Source organism: Gemmatimonadales bacterium (genome assembly GCA_030697825.1).
Classification (GTDB): Bacteria; Gemmatimonadota; Gemmatimonadetes; order Gemmatimonadales; family JACORV01; genus JACORV01.
This window is the reverse complement of the sequence record JAUYOW010000049.1, coordinates 79,432-95,514: the sequence shown is the minus strand read 5'-3', so window position 1 is coordinate 95,514 and position 16,083 is coordinate 79,432. Positions and strand designations below refer to the sequence as shown.

Sequence of the window (16,083 nt, the reverse complement as noted above, 5' to 3'; positions counted from 1 at the left end):
AGGTCCAGGGGAATGAACGGCTACAACTTCACCGATCGCGTCCGCAAGGTCCTGCAGATGGCCCGCGAAGAGGCGGCCCGCCTGCACCATGAGTACGTGGGCACTGAGCACATCCTGCTCGGGCTGATCCGCGAGGGTGAGGGCGTGGCGGCGGCCGTGCTCTCCAACCTCAACGTGGACCTCGAGGAGACCCAGCAGAAGATCGAGGATTCGGTCAAGAAGGGGAAAGCGGCCGCGGCGGCCGGCCCCGACCTGCCGTACACGTCCAGGGCCAAGAAGGTGCTGGAGCTGGCGATGTCCGAGGCGCGCGAGCTCAACCACTCGTACGTAGGCACCGAGCACCTGCTCCTCGGCCTGCTGCGCGAGGAGAAAGGGATCGCGGCGCAGGTGCTGACCGATGTCGGCGTGAACCTGGAGCAGGCGCGCGCCGAGACGCTGCGCCTCCTGGGCAGTGAGATGCCGCAGCCCTCGGGGGCGCCCGCGGCGCCGGTCCCCCAGAAGAGCGAGAAGAAGAGCAAGACGCCTGCGCTGGACCACTTCTGCCGCGACCTGACGCAGCTGGCGGGCGAGGGCCAGCTCGACCCGACCATCGGTCGCCAGAAGGAGATCGAGCGGGTCATGGAGGTGTTGTCTCGCCGGAAGAAGAACAACCCGGTGTTGATCGGCGAGCCTGGCGTGGGCAAGACGGCCATCGTCGAGGGGCTCGCGCAGCTGATCGCCTCGGGCAACTGCCCCGACGCGCTGAAGGACCACCGCGTCCTGGCGCTCGACATGGCGGCCGTCATCGCCGGCACCAAGTACCGCGGCCAGTTCGAGGAGCGGCTCAAGGCGGTGATGAACGAGGTCGCCCAGAACCGCAACATCGTGCTGTTCATCGACGAGCTGCACACGCTGGTGGGCGCGGGCGCGGCCGAAGGGGCGATCGACGCTTCGAACATGCTGAAGCCGGCGCTGGCTCGCGGCGAGCTCCAGTGCGTGGGCGCCTCGACGCTCAACGAGTACCGCAAGTACATCGAGAAGGACGGAGCGCTGGAGCGGCGCTTCCAGACGGTGATCGTCGAACCGCCTACCCTCGAGGAGACCTACGCGATCCTGAGGGGGCTCCGCAAGCGGTACGAGGACCATCACCGGATCGTGATCCCCGACGAGTCGCTCGACGCTGCGGCCAAGCTGTCGGAGCGCTACATCACCGACCGCTTCCTGCCGGACAAGGCGATCGACGTGATCGACGAGGCAGGGGCGCGGGCGCGGATCGGCGCGCAGGTGCCGCCGCCCGAAGTGGCCGAGCTCAAGGGCAAGCTCGAGGGGATCAACCGGGAGAAGGAGGCGGCGGTCCGCGACCAGAACTTCGAGCGCGCCGCGGCGCTGCGCGACCAGGAGCGCGAGGCCCAGGCCGAGATCGTGTCGCGGCAGGAGGCCTGGGAGCGCGAGCGGCAGACGCGCCGGCCGGTGGTGGGCGAGGAGGACGTCGCGTTCATCGTGTCGCGGTGGACCGGGATCCCGGTCACCCGCCTGCGGGAGGCGGAGTCATCGCGGCTGCTGCGCATGGAAGAGGAGATGCACGAGTCGGTGGTCGGCCAGGACGAGGCGATCACGGCCATCTCGCGGGCCATCCGCCGCTCGCGGGCGGGGCTCAAGGACCCGCGGCGTCCCATCGGCTCTTTCATCTTCTCGGGGCCCACGGGCGTCGGGAAGACCGAGTTGGCGCGCGCGCTGGCCAGATTCCTTTTCGCCGACGTGCAGGCGCTGATCCGGGTGGACATGTCGGAGTACATGGAGAAGTTCAGCGTCTCCCGCCTCATCGGAGCGCCCCCCGGGTACGTCGGCTACGAGGACTCGGGCGCGCTGACCAAGGCCGTTCGCCGCAAGCCGTACTCGGTCGTGCTGCTGGACGAGATCGAGAAGGCGCACCCGGACGTGTTCAACATCCTTCTCCAGGTGCTGGACGAGGGGCGGCTCACCGACAACTACGGCCGGGTGATCGACTTCAAGAACACGGTCGTCATCATGACGTCGAACGTCGGGGCGCGGGACATCACCAAGGGCGGCACGCTCGGCTTCGTGCAGTCGACGACCGAGAGCGCTTTCAGCAAGATCGCCGAGAAGGTCAAGGACGAGATCAACAAGACCTTCAACCCCGAGTTCCTGAACCGGCTGGATGACGTGATCGTCTTCCACCCGCTGTCGCGCCTGCACATCGCGCAGATCGTGGGGATCGTGCTCAAGGAGCTGACGCTGCGGCTCTCGGACGAGGAGCTGACGATCCGGCTGACCGAGTCGGCGACGGACTTCCTCGTGAAGCACGGCTACGACGAGCACTACGGCGCGCGGCAGCTGAAGCGCGCCATCCAGCGCTACATCGAGGATCCGCTTTCGGAGAAGATCCTGCTCAGCGAGTTCAGTCGCGGTGACGAGATCGAAGTCGACACGGCGCCGGACGGGGAGCGGCTGCAGTTCCGGGCGCTCACCAGCACCAAAGCGTAGCCGGCCGCCCGTGACGCGAGGTACGATCGTCGCGGCCGCCCTGGCGGTCGCGCTCTGGGGCGCGGTGGCGGGGCCGTCGCCGCTGGCGGCCCAAGGGCCGGACTCGACGGCCGCCATCGTGGACTCGCTGGAGGTCGTCGGGAACCGGCGCACCACCGCCGAGACCATCCTCAACGTCGCCGGGATCCCGGTCCGTACCCCCATCGGCTATCGCGACATCCAGCGCGCCCTGCGCGCGGTATTCGCGCTGGCCCAGTTCGACGACGTGCAGTTCCACCGCTACACCGGAGCGGCCGGCGAGGAGATCGTGGTCATCAGCGTGCACGAGCGGCCGCTGCTGGTGCGCACCGCGGTGCGCGGCGTGGAGAAGCTCTCGGAGCGGGCGGTGCGGGAACGGATCGAGGTCCCCAACAATCGCCCGCTCGACCCGGTGCTGGTGGAGCGGGCCAGGTTCCGGATCGACTCGCTCTACGAGACCGAGGGCTACTACCTGGCGGAGGTCCGCCCGACGATCGTGCCGCAGGACAGCGATCACGTTCGCCTCGTCTTCGACATCACCGAGGGCCGGCGCGTCGCGATCGCCGCCATCCGAATCGAAGGCAACCACGACTTCACGGCCGCCGAGGTGGTGGCGCCCATGAAGACCCGGCCGGAGGGTTTCTGGTGGTTCCGGCGCGGGGAGTACGCTGAGGACCAGCTGCGGGAGGACCTCGAGCGGCGCCTCCCGGAGTTCTACGGCGAGCGCGGCTACATCGATTTCCGCGTGCTGCGCGACACGCTGCTCGTGGACCACGACAACGGCAAGGCCACCCTGGTCGTCACGGTGGACGAGGGGCGGTCGTACCGGGTGGGACGCGTCACGGTGGACGGCAACCGGTTCTTCTCCACCGACCAGGTTATCACGCTCAATCCCTTCGACCCGCGCCCGGGCGGCGGGCTGGGCTGCATGCTCCGCCATTGCCCGGATTCGACGGTGCACGCCTTCGACCAGACGGCCTGGGAAGATGCCACCCAGAAATTGCGCACCCAGTACGCCAACGCCGGCTACATCTACGCCGACGTGCGGCCGCGAGTGGAGCGCGTCGAGCCGGCGGATTCGGCCGCGACTCCCCAGGTCAACCTGACCTGGCAGATCCAGGAGGGGCGGCCCGCGATCATCAACCGGGTGGACATCCTCGGCAACGACGTCACCTACGAGCGGGTGATCCGCGAGGCCATCGCCATCCTTCCCGGAGACGTGTTCGCGCAGGACCGCGTGCTGCGGTCGTACCAGAACATCTCCAACCTCGGCTTCTTCGCGCAGCCCTTGCCGTTCCCGGACACGCGGCCCGCCAACGATCAGGGCGACATCGACCTCGTTTTCCGCGTCGAGGAGCGGCACACCGGCAACGTGAACTTCGGCGCGTCGGTGGGGCAGGGCACCGGAGTCGGCGGTTTCCTCGGCCTGGACGAGCCGAACCTCTTCGGGCAGGGGAAGCGCGGCAAGCTCCAGTGGCAGTTCGGCCGGAACATCAGCGACTTTGACCTGAGCTACACCGATCCCGCCCTCTACGGGAGCCGCATCTCGGGCACCTTCGGAGTACACAACACCCGCATCCGCTACACCATCGCGGACCTCGGCCGCATCAGGACGCGCGGCGCTTCGGTCCAGCTGGGATTCCCGCTGCCCCGCAGCCGGTACAGCAGAGTGTTCTCGTCGTACGCGATCGAGTTCGAGTCGTATTCGGGCGCCTCGCGCGGGCTCACCGGCTCCTTCCGCTGCGCCAACTGCGTGCGCTCCACGGTCGGCCTGTCATTCCTCCGGGACACCCGGATCGGCCTGCCATTCGCCACCGGGGGCTCGATGCACTCGGTCGGGGCCAACCTGACGGGCGGCGTGCTGGGTGGGTCGGCGACGTTCCAGAAGTACGACTTCGAGGGACGCTGGTACGCGCCCGCGGGGCACCTGGGCGGCGGGCCGGTGGGGAGCGGCGTGCAGTTCGTGCTCGGCCTCACTACCAGGTCCGGGTTCGTCTTCGGGGACGCAGGCCCGTTCTTCCGGCAGCTGTACGCGCTGGGCGGGACGCAGTACGGGATCCAGCTCCGCGGCTACGACGAGTTCTCGGTGACACCCGAGGGGTTCAACCCCGGCGCGGGCCTCTCCGGCGTGCCGCGCGGCGCGTTCGGCCACTCGTATTTCACGACGACGGCCGAGTTCGGAGCGCGGTTCAGCCAGCAGATCTACGCCTCCGTCTTCTACGACGCGGGCAACGTCTGGGCGAGCGCGGCGGGATTCAACCCGACGCGGCTCTTCCGTGGCGCCGGGGTAGGCGTGGCGATGATCACCCCCCTCGGCCCGCTGGGGCTGGACTACGCCTACGGCTTCGACCGGACCGACCGGGCCGGCAATCCACGTCCGGCCTGGAAACTCCACTTCAAGATCGGCAACTTCTTCTAACACTTTGAGGAGAGACACATGGCTCGCTTGACCGGGGCGGCGATCGTCGTGGTGCTGCTCGCGGGGCTCGCCGCCGCACCCGCGGCAGAGCGGACCCCTGCACCGCCACAGGGCCAACCGTTGCGGCTCGCCTACATCAACTCCCAGCTCATCCTGGCCAACACGCCCGGCCGGGCGGCGGCGGAGTCGCTGTTCACCCGGGAGATGGTGACCTTCCGCACCGAAGTGGCTCGGATGCAGCAGCAGCTCGATTCGTCGGTGGCGGAGTACAACCGCACTTCGCTGGTGATGACGCCGGCGGCGAAGGCGAGGATAGAGGGTGAGCTGAGGCAGATGGAGCAGCGGACCCGCCAGCGGGCGTCGGAGCTGGAGCAGCAGGCAAGCACTCGCGAGCAGGAGTTGACCGCGCCGATCATGCGGCGGGTCAATGCCGTGATCGAGGGGATCCGGGCCGAGTTCAACTACTCGATGATCTTCGACGCGTCGGCCCAGGCCGGGGCGCTGGTCACGGCGGACCAGTCGCTGGACATCTCCCAGCTGGTGATCCAGCGGCTCCAGGCCGGTGCCGGCCAGGCGCCGGGCGGGGCGCTCCAGCCCTCGCCGGCGCCTCCGTTCGGAGTACGGCCGGACTCCGCGGCGGGACGGCCTCAGCAGCGCCCCGACACCGCCACGCGACCGGCCGCACCTCTCCGGCCGCGCCGCCCGTAGAAGTTCCGGCCCGGGGTCGCAGCGTGACCGCCGCCCCCCTGTCGGCCGCCGAGGTCGCCACCCTGGTGGGCGGCGCCCTCGTCGGCGACGGTGCGGTGCTGGTGACCGCGGTGGCCCCGCTCGACCGAGCCGGCCCCAAGGACCTGTCGTTCCTGTCCGCGGGCCGGTACCTGCCCGCCTTTCACACCTCCCGCGCGGGCCTGGTGCTCTGTACCCGTGAGCACGAGACCGCCCAGCCGGGGCCCGCTACCCGGATCGTGGTGGACGACCCCCATCGCGCCCTGCTCCGGGTGGTGAGGGCCCTATACCCCGAGGCGCCGCGACGCTTCGGGGTTGACCCGACGGCGACCGTGGGCGAGGGCGTGATCCTCGGGCGCGACGTCTTCCTCGGACCGCACGTGGTCGTCGGCCCCGGGGCGCGGCTGGGAGACCGGGTCGAGGTTATGGCGGGTGCCGTGATCGGTCCCGGCGTCGCGGTGGGCGACGACGTCACCATCCATCCCCACGTCGTCTGCTACCCCGGTACGGTCGTCGGCTCACGGGTGATCCTCCACGCCGGCGTTTGCCTGGGAGCGGACGGGTTCGGCTATATCCCGGGCAAGGCGGGTCATACCAAGATCCCCCAGGTGGGGCGCTGCATCATCGGCGACGACGTGGAGATCGGGGCCAATTCCACGGTGGACCGCGGCAGCGTGGACGATACGGTGATCGGCCCGGGCACCAAGATCGACAACCTGGTGCAGGTCGGCCACAATTGCCGGATCGGGGCGCGGTGCCTGATCATGGCGCAGGTGGGCCTGGCGGGCTCGTGCCACGTCGAGGACGACGTCATCATCGCGGGACAGGCGGGGTTGGGGGGCCACCTCACGGTGGGAAAGGCGGCGCGGATCGGGGCGCAGTCAGGCGTACTTCGCGACGTAGCCCCCGGGCTGATGGTGTCGGGCTTCCCGGCGAGGCCGCACCGGGAATCGATGCGCGCGTACGCGGCGCTCTACCGTCTGGCCGGGATCGTGGACGAACTGGAGGAGATGCTCGAGCGTGCCGGTCGCACAGCCGGGTAGTCCTGCGCGGCGCTCCGTCCGTGGAACCGCGTCCCTCTCGGGCGTGGGGATGCACACGGGTGCGGAGACGCGCGTCACTTTCCGCGCGGCTGAGCCCGGGGAGGGAGTCACGTTCCGGCGCGTGGACCTGGACGGCGCGCCGAACATACCGGCCCGCCTGTCGAGCGTCACCGCGGTCGAGCGGCGCACTACCCTCGCCGGCAACGGTGCGGAAGTCCACACGGTCGAGCACCTGCTCGCGGCGGTGGCCGCGCTGGAGATCGACGACCTGCTGGTCGAGATCACCGGCCCCGAGCCACCGATCCTCGACGGCTCGTTCGCCCCGTTCCTGGCGGCGCTCGAGGTAGCGGAGCCGGCGGAGCATGGCGGCGAGGCCCGGGAGTTCACGGTGCGCGAGCCGTTCTCGGTCGCCGAGGGGGAATCGTCGTACCTGGTGGGCCCGTCGCCTTCGCTGCGTCTCTCCGCCACGATAGAGTTCCCGCACCCGCTGATCGGGCGTCAGACCGGGAGCTACGACATCACGGCCGAGACGTTCGCGCGGGAGCTGGCCCCGGCGCGCACCTTCGGCTTTATGAGCGAGGTGGAGGCGCTCCGCGCCAAGGGACTCATCTCGGGGGCTTCGCTCACCAACGCGATCGTGCTGGACGAGCGCGCGGTCGTCGGGACGGCGCTCTTGTGGCCTGACGAGTTCGTCCGCCACAAGACGGCCGACCTGCTCGGCGATCTCGCCCTGCTCGGCGGCCGGCTCAAGGCCCACGTCGTGGCGACGCGCCCCAGCCACCGTGGCAACGTCGCGCTGGGGCGGGCGATCCGCCTGCGCGCCACCCGCACCTCGGGCATCGTCATGGACATCGGCGACATCCTCAACGTCATCCCACATCGCTACCCATTCCTGCTCGTGGACCGCATCGTCGAGATCGAGGACAAGAAGCGGATCGTCGGGATCAAGAACGTCTCGATCAACGAGCCGTTCTTCCAGGGACACTTCCCGGGTCATCCGGTGATGCCGGGCGTCCTCGTGATAGAGGCGATGGCGCAGGTCGGCGGCATGCTGCTGATGCAATACATCGGGCCGGACGACCACAAGAACAAGGTCGTGTACTTCATGTCGCTCGACCACGTGAAGTTCCGGCGGCCGGTGGTCCCGGGCGACCAGCTACGCTGCGAGCTCGAGATGCTGCAGTTCCGCGGCCGGACCTGCCGGATGAAGGGCGTGGCGTACGTGGACGGCAACGTGGTCGCGGAGGCCGAGATGATGGCGGCCTTCGTGGACCGGTGAGTACGGCGGGTCCGCGGTGAAGGTGCATCCCACGGCGATCGTCGCCCCCGACGCGGAGTTGGGCGAGGAGGTGGAGATCGGGCCGTACGCCATCGTCGGGCCCAAGGTCACGGTCGGCGCCGGGACGTTCATCGGCCCCCGCGTGATCCTGGAGCGCAACGTGAGGCTGGGCGCCGGCTGTCGGGTGGGCGCCGGCTCGATCCTGGGGGGCGACCCGCAGGACCTGAAGTACCAGGGCGAGGAGACCTGGGTCGAGGTCGGCGACGGCACGGTCATCCGCGAGTACGCCACCCTCAACCGCGGTACCGCGCAGTCGGGAAGGACGTCGGTCGGGAAGGGGTGCCTCGTCATGACGTACGCGCATCTCGCTCACGACTGCCACGTGGGGGACGGCGTGATCCTCTCGAACGGGGTAGGGCTGGCGGGCCACGTCACGATCGACTCGCGGGCCATCATCGGCGGGATGACGGGGGTACACCAGTTCGTGCGCGTCGGCACGTTCGCGTTCGTGGGAGGCATGGCGAAGGTGACGAAGGACGTGCCGCCGTACTGCAAGGCCGACGGCAACCCCATCAAGCTCTACGGCCTCAACGCCATCGGGCTCCAGCGCAACGGGTTCACTCGCGAGACCCTGGACGAGTTGAAGAAGGCCTACCGCCTCTTCTTCCGGTCCGACCTGAACATCAGCCAGGCGCAGGCGCGCGCGCGGACCGACCTCGCGTCGTTCCCCGAAGTGGAGACGTTCATCCGGTTCATCGAGGGCAGCGAGCGCGGGGTGCTGGTTTGAGCGGTTCGCCCATCAGGGTGGGTGTCGTCGGGGTGGGGAGTCTCGGCTTCCATCACGCGCGGCTCTACGCGGGCATGGCGGACGTCCGCCTCGTCGGGGTACACGACTCCCGGCCGGAGCGCGTGACCCAGGTCGCCGCGCAGTTCGGCACCACCGCGTATCCATCCTTAGAGGCTCTGCTCGAGGACGTCGAGGCGGTGTCGGTCGTCGTGCCCACGCCGGCGCACCACGCCGTCGGCATGGCGGCGATCGCCACGGGCCGGCACGTGCTGATGGAGAAGCCTCTCGCGGGCGCGATCGTGGAGGCTGAGGAGCTCGTGGCGGCGGCTGAGGCGGCCGGCGTGCTGCTCCAGACCGGCCACGTCGAGCGCTTCAACCGCGCGGTGCGCGCCGCCGCCCCGCACCTCGCGTCGCCCCGGTTCATCGAGTCGGATCGCATTGCCCCGTTCGGCGTGCGCGGCAGCGACGTCGCCGTCATCCTGGACCTCATGATACACGACCTCGACTTGATCCTGGCGCTGGTGCGCGAGCCGGTCGTGGACGTGCGCGCGTCCGGCATCGGCGTGATCACGCCGCACGTGGACATCGCGACGGCGCGAATCGAGTTCGCGTCGGGAGCGGTCGCCAACCTGACGGCGAGCCGGCTGGCGAGGGAACGGCTTCGCAAGCTCAGGATCTTCCAATCCACCGGGTACCTCTCCCTTGACCTCGCGGCGGGCACGGGGGAGTTCCTGCGCCGGCGCGCGGACGCGGCGACGGCGCTGGCGAACGACCCCGTACCGGACCTCGCCACGGTGGTCGAGCGCGTGCCTCTGGAGGCGCCGGATGGGGAGCCACTCGGGCTGGAGCTCCAGAACTTCGTGCGCGCGGCGCGCGGGCTGGAGCCGGTCGTGGTGTCCGGGCGGGACGGACTCGAGGCACTGCGGCTGGCGTTCCGCGTGATCGAGGCCATGGGCCGAGTGGCGGTCCCGGCGTGAGCGCCGGCACCGTGTTCGTCTCGGCGGGGGAGCCCTCAGGCGACGCCCACGCGGCGGCGTTCGTCAGCGCGCTGCGCGGACTCCTGCCGGACCTTGCGGTGGAGGGCGTGGGCGGGCCGGGCCTCGCGGCGGCGGGCGCCACCCTCATGGCCCGCATCGAGGACCTCACGGTGATCGGGCTCGTCGAGGTGCTCAGCAAAGTGCCGGCCCACTTCCGGCTGCTGAAGGCGATCGAGCGGCGGCTGGCCCGCGGTGACGTGCGGCTCATCGTGCTCGTGGACTACCCCGGGTTCCACCTCAGGGTGGCCGCGGCCGCGCACCGCGCCGGGGTGCCGGTGCTGTACTACATCGCGCCGCAGCTCTGGGCCTGGGGCGAGAAGCGGATGCGGCTGATCGCGCGCGACGTGACGCGGCTGGCGGTGATCCTTCCCTTCGAGGAGAAGTTCTTCGGCGAGCGCGGCGTGCCGGCCACGTTCGTGGGCCATCCGCTGCTCGATCGCCCGGCCCCAGGCGATCGCGGCGCGGTCAAACGGGCCTTGGGCCTGGATCCCGATCGGCAGGTGCTCGGGCTCTTTCCAGGCAGCCGCCCGCAGGAGACTTTGCGCCTCTGGCCCGTGTTCCGCGACGCGGCGAGTGCCGTGGCGCGGCTGCGCCCCGACCTACAGGTCCTCGTGGCGGCGGTCCCGGGCGCCGAGTATCCGCATCCGGGCGAAGTGCGCGTGGTGAGCGGCCGCGCGCCCGAGTGCTTCGCCGCGGCTGACGCCGCGCTCTGCAAGTCGGGTACGACGACGCTCGAGGCGGCGTTGGCGGACACGCCCCTGGTGGTGGCGTACCGCATGAACCCACTCACGTATCTCATGGCGAGACGGCTGGTGCGCGTCCGGTGGATCGGCTTGGTGAACCTGGTGGCCGGGCGCCAGATCGCCCCGGAGTTCGTGCAGGGCCAGGTGACGGCTTCCAACCTCGCCAAGGCGGTGCTGCCGCTGCTGGCCGGAGCCTCGCCGGAGCGGTCGGAGCAGCTGGATGGCCTGGCGGAAGTACGCCGCCTGCTGGGCGGCCCGGGGGCCGCGGGACGCGCCGCCCTGCTGGCGCGCGATCTGCTCGCGGCGTGAGCGGCGGCATTGACTGGGGCCTGGTGGCGCGGTGGGTGTGGCGATCGCGGTCGCCGATGGCGGCGCTGACCCGCGGGGCGTTACTCCCGGCGGCCGGCCTCTACCGTCTCGGCGTGCTCGCGCGGAACACCGCCTATGACGTCGGCGCGATGCGAGTGTCGCGGCTCCCGCGGCCGGCGGTCGGGGTGGGGAACCTCGTCGTCGGGGGAGTGGGGAAGACACCGATCGCCTCGTTCGTCGCCGCCGAAGTGGTGCGGCGCGGACTGAGACCCGGCATCATTCTTCGCGGCTACGGTGCGGACGAGACGCGGGAACACCAAGCGGCGGTCCCCTTGGCGGTCGTCGTCGCCGACCCCGACAGGCACGCGGCAGGCGCGCGCGCGACCGCGCTGGGCGCGGATGTCCTGGTGTTCGACGACTGCCTTCAGCGGCGCGACGTCCTGACGGACGTGATGCTAGCCGTGGTGAGCGCGGAATCGGCCGCGGAGCGACACTGGCCGCTTCCCGCCGGCCCGTGGCGCGAGGGACTGGGCGCACTCGCCCGCGCGGACGCCGTGGTCGTGAGCCACAAGACAGCCTCCGCCGCCGAGGCGGTCGCTCTGGCGGCACGGCTGGCCCGGCGCACCCGTGGCGGACAGGGCGCGACCGTCGAGCTGGCGGTAGGCGGGTTCAGATCGCTCACCGGCGGTGAGCTGCAAGGCCCGGACCTGATCGCCGGCCGCGAAGTCTTGGCGGTCTGCGGAATCGGCGAGCCGGAACTGTTCGCCGCCCAGCTGGCTCGGTTGGGCGCGAAGGTGCGCCTCATGGCGTTCGGGGACCATCATGCGTACGATGGGGCGGACGTCCGGGAGATCGCTCGGAGGGCGGGCGGGGCGCTCGTGTTGACCACCGCGAAGGACGCCGTGAAGCTCGGCCCGCTCTGGCCGCCAGACGGCCCGCAGCTCCGGGTCGCCGCGGTCGCGGTTCGGATAACGTCCGGCGGCGACGCGTTCGCAGCCATGCTGGATCGCGTCGCGGCAGCGACGCCGACCATACTCGACCCCGGGGCGGTTCGTCCGCCCTCGAGAGACTCATGACCGACACCAGACAGCGCCTCATCCGTCGCGACAAGGACACCTTCCTCGCCGACGAGAACCCCTTCGAAGCGATGATGTCGCGGTTCGACTACGCGGCGGAGCTCCTGAATCTCGACGCGGGGCTCTACAAGGTCCTTCGCAACCCCGAGAAGCAGATAATCATTTCGATCCCCGTGAGCATGGACTCCGGCGACGTCGAAGTGTTCACGGGATATCGGGTGCTGTACAACACGTCGCGCGGGCCGGCCAAGGGCGGGATCCGCTTCGACCTCGCCGTCACGCTGGAGGAGGTGAAGGCCCTCGCCGCGTGGATGACGTGGAAGTGCGCGGTCGTGAACATCCCCTTCGGCGGCTCCAAGGGGGGCGTGATCTGCGACCCGACGACGATGTCCGAGAGAGAGCTGGAGAAGCTCACCCGGCGCTACACCTCCGGCATCATCGAGACGCTCGGCCCCGACTCCGACGTCCCCGCGCCCGACGTGAACACCAACGAGCGGGTGATGGCGTGGGTGATGGACACCTACTCGATGCACAAGCGGCACACCGTCACGGCCGTGGTCACCGGCAAGCCCATAGAAATGGGAGGCTCGCAGGGCCGCCGCGAGGCGACGGGCCGAGGGTGCATGATCTGCACGCGCGAGGCGCTGAAGCACCAGGGGATGCAGTTGAAGGGCGCGCGCGTGGCGGTGCAGGGGTTCGGGAACGTGGGGTCGGTCACGGCGGACCTCCTGCAGAAGGAGGGCTGCACCATAGTCGGCGTCAGCGACGTCGCGGGCGGCGTCTACGATCCCAAGGGACTCGACGTGCATGACGTGATGGCGTGGCGGCAGTCGCACCGCTACCTCACCGGCTACCCGAAGGCCGAAGGCATCACGAACGAGGAGCTGCTGGCGCTCGATTGCGACGTGCTCGTGCCGGCGGCCCTCGAAAACGTGATAACGTCGCGCAACGCCGCTGACATCAAGGCCAAGGTCATCATCGAGGGCGCCAACGGCCCCACCGCCGCGGGGGCCGACGAGATCCTCGACCGCAAGGGGATCTTCGTCATTCCGGACATCCTGGCGAACGCGGGGGGCGTCACGGTCAGCTACTTCGAGTGGGTCCAGAACCGCGGGGGTTACTTCTGGTCCGAGGAGACCGTCAACAGCCGGCTCAACGAGATCATGGTGAGAAGCTTCGAGAACGTGCTGGGCGTGTCGAAGCGTTACAACGTCAACATGCGCATCGCGGCATACACGCTGGCCATAGACCGCGTTGCCGCGGTGCACCGGCTGCGCGGCCTTTACGCCTGAGGCGCCGCGGAGGAAACCGACCGGCGCGGACGGCTCCGCGTTCGAGCGCGCGGAGCTGTTGGGCGTCGAGGCAGCGGCGCAACTGCACGCATTCGCCCGGGACACCGTGCACGCCTGGGCGCGAGGCGGAGCGCTGCCACGACCGCCCGACCACCCGGAGTTGATGGCGCTCGCAGGCGCGTTCGTCACGTTGCACCGCGCCGGAGCGCTCCGCGGCTGCATCGGCCACATCGAGAACGACCTGTCCATCAGAGAGGCGACCGGCCGAATGGCGGTCGCGGCCGCTAGAGACGACCCGCGGTTCCCGCCGCTCGGGGCGGGCGAGTTGGAGGGGCTCACGGTGGAGGTAACCGTCCTGACGCCTCCGCTGCCCACCCGGCCGGATGAGGTGGTCCCGGGGCGCGACGGGGTGATCGTCCGCCGCGCGGGGCGGCTGGGCGTCCTCCTGCCGCAGGTGGCGCCCGAGATGGGATGGGGCCGGGTCGAGTTGCTCGACGGGGTGTGTCGCAAGGCGGGGCTGGCCGCCGTATCATGGCGCGACGCCGGGACCGAGATCCTGACGTTCCGGGCCCAGGTGATCGCGGAGCGGGACGCCCAGTGACGGAATGGTTCGAGCGCTGGTTCGGAGAGGAGTACCTGCACCTCTACCGCCATCGTGACGATGAGGAGGCGGACCAACTGGTCGCCCTGCTGTGGGATCGGCGGTTCGTCCGGGCGGGAGACCGGGTGCTGGATCTGGCGTGCGGCGCGGGCCGGCACGCCGAGGCGCTCCGGCGGCGCGGTGCGGAGGTGGTCGGGCTCGACCTCTCCATGCCGCTGCTGCGCGCCGCCCGCCGGCGAGACCCGGGTCCGCTCCTGCGCGGGGACATCCGCGCTCTGGCGCTGCGGGACGAGACTTTCGACGTGGTGCTCAACCTCTTCACGAGCTTCGGCTATTTCGACGAGGACCGCGACCACGAGCGCGTCCTCCAGGAAGTGGCGAGGGTGTTGCGTCCCGGTGGCGGGTTCGTGCTCGACTTCCTGAACGCGACGGCCCTGCGAGCTTCGCTCGTGCCGCGCGACGAGCGCACCTCGGGGGCCACCGTCGTCGTGCAGGAGCGCCGGCTGAGCGACGACGGGCGCTTCGTCACCAAGACCATCCACCTGGGCGGCGAAGGACGGAGTTTCGTGGAGCGGGTGCGATTGTACGAACGGTCGGATCTCGAGACCATGCTTGCCGGAGCCGGCCTCATGCCGGAGGCGGCGCTCGGGGACTACCTCGGCTCGCCCTACTCTCCGTTCAGCCCCCGGCTCCTGCTGGTGGCGCGCCGCCCGTGACGCTGCGCTTTGCACTTGGGGCCGGCGCGACCGCGCCCGGCGAGGGCGACCTCGCCGGGGCCATCGCCGCCCAGAAGGTGCGGCGCGTTCCGTCCGAGGCGTTTCCGGCGCTCCTCGCCGAGGGGCGGGCGAAGGAGTCGCTCGGCCTGCTCACCGAAGGCCGAGCCCTGGCGGTGACGACCGGGCAGCAGGCGGGGCTGTTCACCGGCCCGCTCTTCGCCGTCCACAAGGCGCTCACTGTTGCGGCGCTCGCGTCGGCGCTGACGGAGGTGCACGGCGCACCATTCGTGCCGGTATTCTGGGTGGCCGGCGACGATCACGACTTTGCCGAGATCAACCACTGCGACGTGCTCGGCGCCGACGGACACGCGTCGCGCGTCGTCTTGAGGGAACGCGCGGCTGATGCGCCCATGCTGCCGGCGTACCGGGAGATGGTGGGCCCCGAGGGAACGGCGGCGCTCGGACAACTCGAGTCTCTGCTTCCGCCCAGCGAGTTCCGGGCCGAGACGATTTCGTGGCTGGCGCGCGCCTACCAGGCCGGACACTCGCTGGCGGAGGCGTGCGCCAACGCACTCGCCGAGTTGCTCGGTCCCTTTGGCGTCGTCGTGTGCCGGGGCTGGCACCCCGCACTCAAGGCCGCGGCCAGGCCGGCTTTCATGGCGGCGCTCAAAGCCGCCGCGTCGCTCGACCGCGAGCTCGGGGCTGAAGCAGAGCGCCTGCGCGCAGCGGGCCGGGAGACTCCGGTCCAGGTCGGCGACGGGATGAGCCTGCTGATGCTCGAGACCCGCCTCGGACGCGACCGGCTCAAGATCGATGGTGCCGGCCGGTTCGTGACGCGGCGTGGTCATGAAGCCTTCACGGTGGACGAGGTCTTGGCCGTCGCCACGTCCGAGCCGGGCAGGCTCTCCGGCAACGTGCTGCTTCGGCCCGCGATCGAAGCGTTCGTTCTCCCGACGGTCGCGTACGTCGGTGGCCCGGCCGAGATCTCCTATCTGGCGCAGGCGCGTCCCGTCTTCGATCACCTCGCGGTGCCGCGTCCGGCCCGCGTCCCACGCGTTTCGGGCTTCCTGGTCGAAGCCAAGGTGGACAAGGTGCTCGAGCGCCATCACCTGACCGCCGAGAGCCTGGGCCGTCCGGAGAGCGAGCTGTCCGCGGCACTCGCGCGCGAGGCGTTGCCCTCCGCCGCGGCCGACGCGCTCGCCTTGCTCCGCAGCGCGTTGGGCGAGCGCTATGGCGCGCTCCTCGGCGAAGCGGTAGCCATTGACCGCACCCTGGAGAAGACGGTCGAGTCGGCGCGCACCCAGGCGCTTGGCGCTACCCACGAGATCGAGAAGAAGCTCATCGCGCACCTCAAGCGCCAGAACAAGACCGTCCTCCAGCAGGTCGCCCGGGCGCGGGAACAGCTGTTCCCGGAGGGAAAACCCCAGGAACGCGTGGTGACGGTGGCCTCCTATCTCTCCCGGCACGGAAAGGCGGTCCTGGACCTGATCAGCGACGGCGCGCGGACCCACGCGCGGCAGCTACTTGAAGCCACCTTCCGGCAGACCTAGGTT

The 16,083-nt window shown here is 70.2% G+C and carries 13 protein-coding genes and 1 pseudogene; all 14 read left to right on the top strand.

The window, feature by feature from the left end; translation table 11 throughout:
* Nucleotides 1-12: 12 nt before the first annotated feature.
* The 14 genes and pseudogenes from Q8Q85_02450 (at nt 13) to bshC (ending at nt 16,080) form a co-directional block, all read left to right on the top strand.
* On the top strand, nt 13-2,484 hold the full coding sequence (locus Q8Q85_02450) for an ATP-dependent Clp protease ATP-binding subunit (GenBank protein MDP3773105.1): 2,472 nt from the start codon (nt 13-15) through the stop codon (nt 2,482-2,484).
* Between the two features lie 10 nt (nt 2,485-2,494).
* Nucleotides 2,495-4,921 carry an outer membrane protein assembly factor BamA gene (gene bamA, locus Q8Q85_02445; protein ID MDP3773104.1) on the top strand — a complete coding sequence of 809 codons (2,427 nt, stop codon included), beginning with the start codon at nt 2,495-2,497 and terminating at the stop codon, nt 4,919-4,921.
* Between the two features lie 18 nt (nt 4,922-4,939).
* Nucleotides 4,940-5,629 carry an OmpH family outer membrane protein gene (locus Q8Q85_02440; protein ID MDP3773103.1) on the top strand — a complete coding sequence of 230 codons (690 nt, stop codon included), beginning with the start codon at nt 4,940-4,942 and terminating at the stop codon, nt 5,627-5,629.
* Nucleotides 5,630-5,652: 23 nt separating this feature from the next.
* Nucleotides 5,653-6,690, top strand: a complete 1,038-nt coding sequence (gene lpxD / locus Q8Q85_02435) for a UDP-3-O-(3-hydroxymyristoyl)glucosamine N-acyltransferase (protein ID MDP3773102.1) — start codon at nt 5,653-5,655, stop codon at nt 6,688-6,690.
* Nucleotides 6,668-7,492 (top strand): annotated as a pseudogene (lpxC, locus tag Q8Q85_02430) (UDP-3-O-acyl-N-acetylglucosamine deacetylase). The gene lpxD and the pseudogene lpxC overlap by 23 nt, the downstream one beginning before the upstream one ends.
* A gap of 42 nt (nt 7,493-7,534) precedes the next feature.
* Complete coding sequence (gene fabZ, locus Q8Q85_02425) at nt 7,535-7,969, top strand: 3-hydroxyacyl-ACP dehydratase FabZ (GenBank protein ID MDP3773101.1); 435 nt, start codon at nt 7,535-7,537, stop codon at nt 7,967-7,969.
* A gap of 16 nt (nt 7,970-7,985) precedes the next feature.
* On the top strand, nt 7,986-8,756 hold the full coding sequence (gene lpxA, locus Q8Q85_02420) for an acyl-ACP--UDP-N-acetylglucosamine O-acyltransferase (GenBank protein ID MDP3773100.1): 771 nt from the start codon (nt 7,986-7,988) through the stop codon (nt 8,754-8,756).
* Entirely contained in the window at nt 8,753-9,733 is a 981-nt protein-coding gene (locus Q8Q85_02415; protein MDP3773099.1) for a Gfo/Idh/MocA family oxidoreductase, read from the top strand. Before lpxA ends, Q8Q85_02415 begins: the two co-directional genes overlap by 4 nt.
* Nucleotides 9,730-10,845: a lipid-A-disaccharide synthase gene (gene lpxB / locus Q8Q85_02410; GenBank protein MDP3773098.1), complete on the top strand. Its 1,116-nt coding sequence runs from the start codon at nt 9,730-9,732 to the stop codon at nt 10,843-10,845. Before Q8Q85_02415 ends, lpxB begins: the two co-directional genes overlap by 4 nt.
* Entirely contained in the window at nt 10,842-11,921 is a 1,080-nt protein-coding gene (locus tag Q8Q85_02405; protein ID MDP3773097.1) for a tetraacyldisaccharide 4'-kinase, read from the top strand. Before lpxB ends, Q8Q85_02405 begins: the two co-directional genes overlap by 4 nt.
* Nucleotides 11,918-13,213, top strand: coding sequence for a Glu/Leu/Phe/Val dehydrogenase (locus Q8Q85_02400; protein ID MDP3773096.1), 1,296 nt, complete (start codon nt 11,918-11,920; stop codon nt 13,211-13,213). The genes Q8Q85_02405 and Q8Q85_02400 overlap by 4 nt, the downstream gene beginning before the upstream one ends.
* Nucleotides 13,176-13,814, top strand: a complete 639-nt coding sequence (gene amrA, locus Q8Q85_02395) for an AmmeMemoRadiSam system protein A (protein MDP3773095.1) — start codon at nt 13,176-13,178, stop codon at nt 13,812-13,814. Before Q8Q85_02400 ends, amrA begins: the two co-directional genes overlap by 38 nt.
* Nucleotides 13,811-14,530: a methyltransferase domain-containing protein gene (locus Q8Q85_02390; GenBank protein ID MDP3773094.1), complete on the top strand. Its 720-nt coding sequence runs from the start codon at nt 13,811-13,813 to the stop codon at nt 14,528-14,530. Before amrA ends, Q8Q85_02390 begins: the two co-directional genes overlap by 4 nt.
* A complete protein-coding gene (gene bshC / locus Q8Q85_02385) occupies nt 14,527-16,080 on the top strand; it encodes a bacillithiol biosynthesis cysteine-adding enzyme BshC (GenBank protein MDP3773093.1) in 1,554 nt (517 codons plus the stop codon). The genes Q8Q85_02390 and bshC overlap by 4 nt, the downstream gene beginning before the upstream one ends.
* Nucleotides 16,081-16,083: the final 3 nt, after the last annotated feature.

Excerpts from the sequence above, each read along its gene's own strand:
- Q8Q85_02450 (MDP3773105.1), top strand. The coding sequence starts at position 13 with ATGAACGGCTACAACTTCACCGATCGCGTCCGCAAGGTCCTGCAGATG.
- Q8Q85_02400 (MDP3773096.1), top strand. The coding sequence starts at position 11,918 with ATGACCGACACCAGACAGCGCCTCATCCGTCGCGACAAGGACACCTTC.
- fabZ (MDP3773101.1), top strand. The coding sequence starts at position 7,535 with ATGGACATCGGCGACATCCTCAACGTCATCCCACATCGCTACCCATTC.
- Q8Q85_02440 (MDP3773103.1), top strand. The coding sequence starts at position 4,940 with ATGGCTCGCTTGACCGGGGCGGCGATCGTCGTGGTGCTGCTCGCGGGG.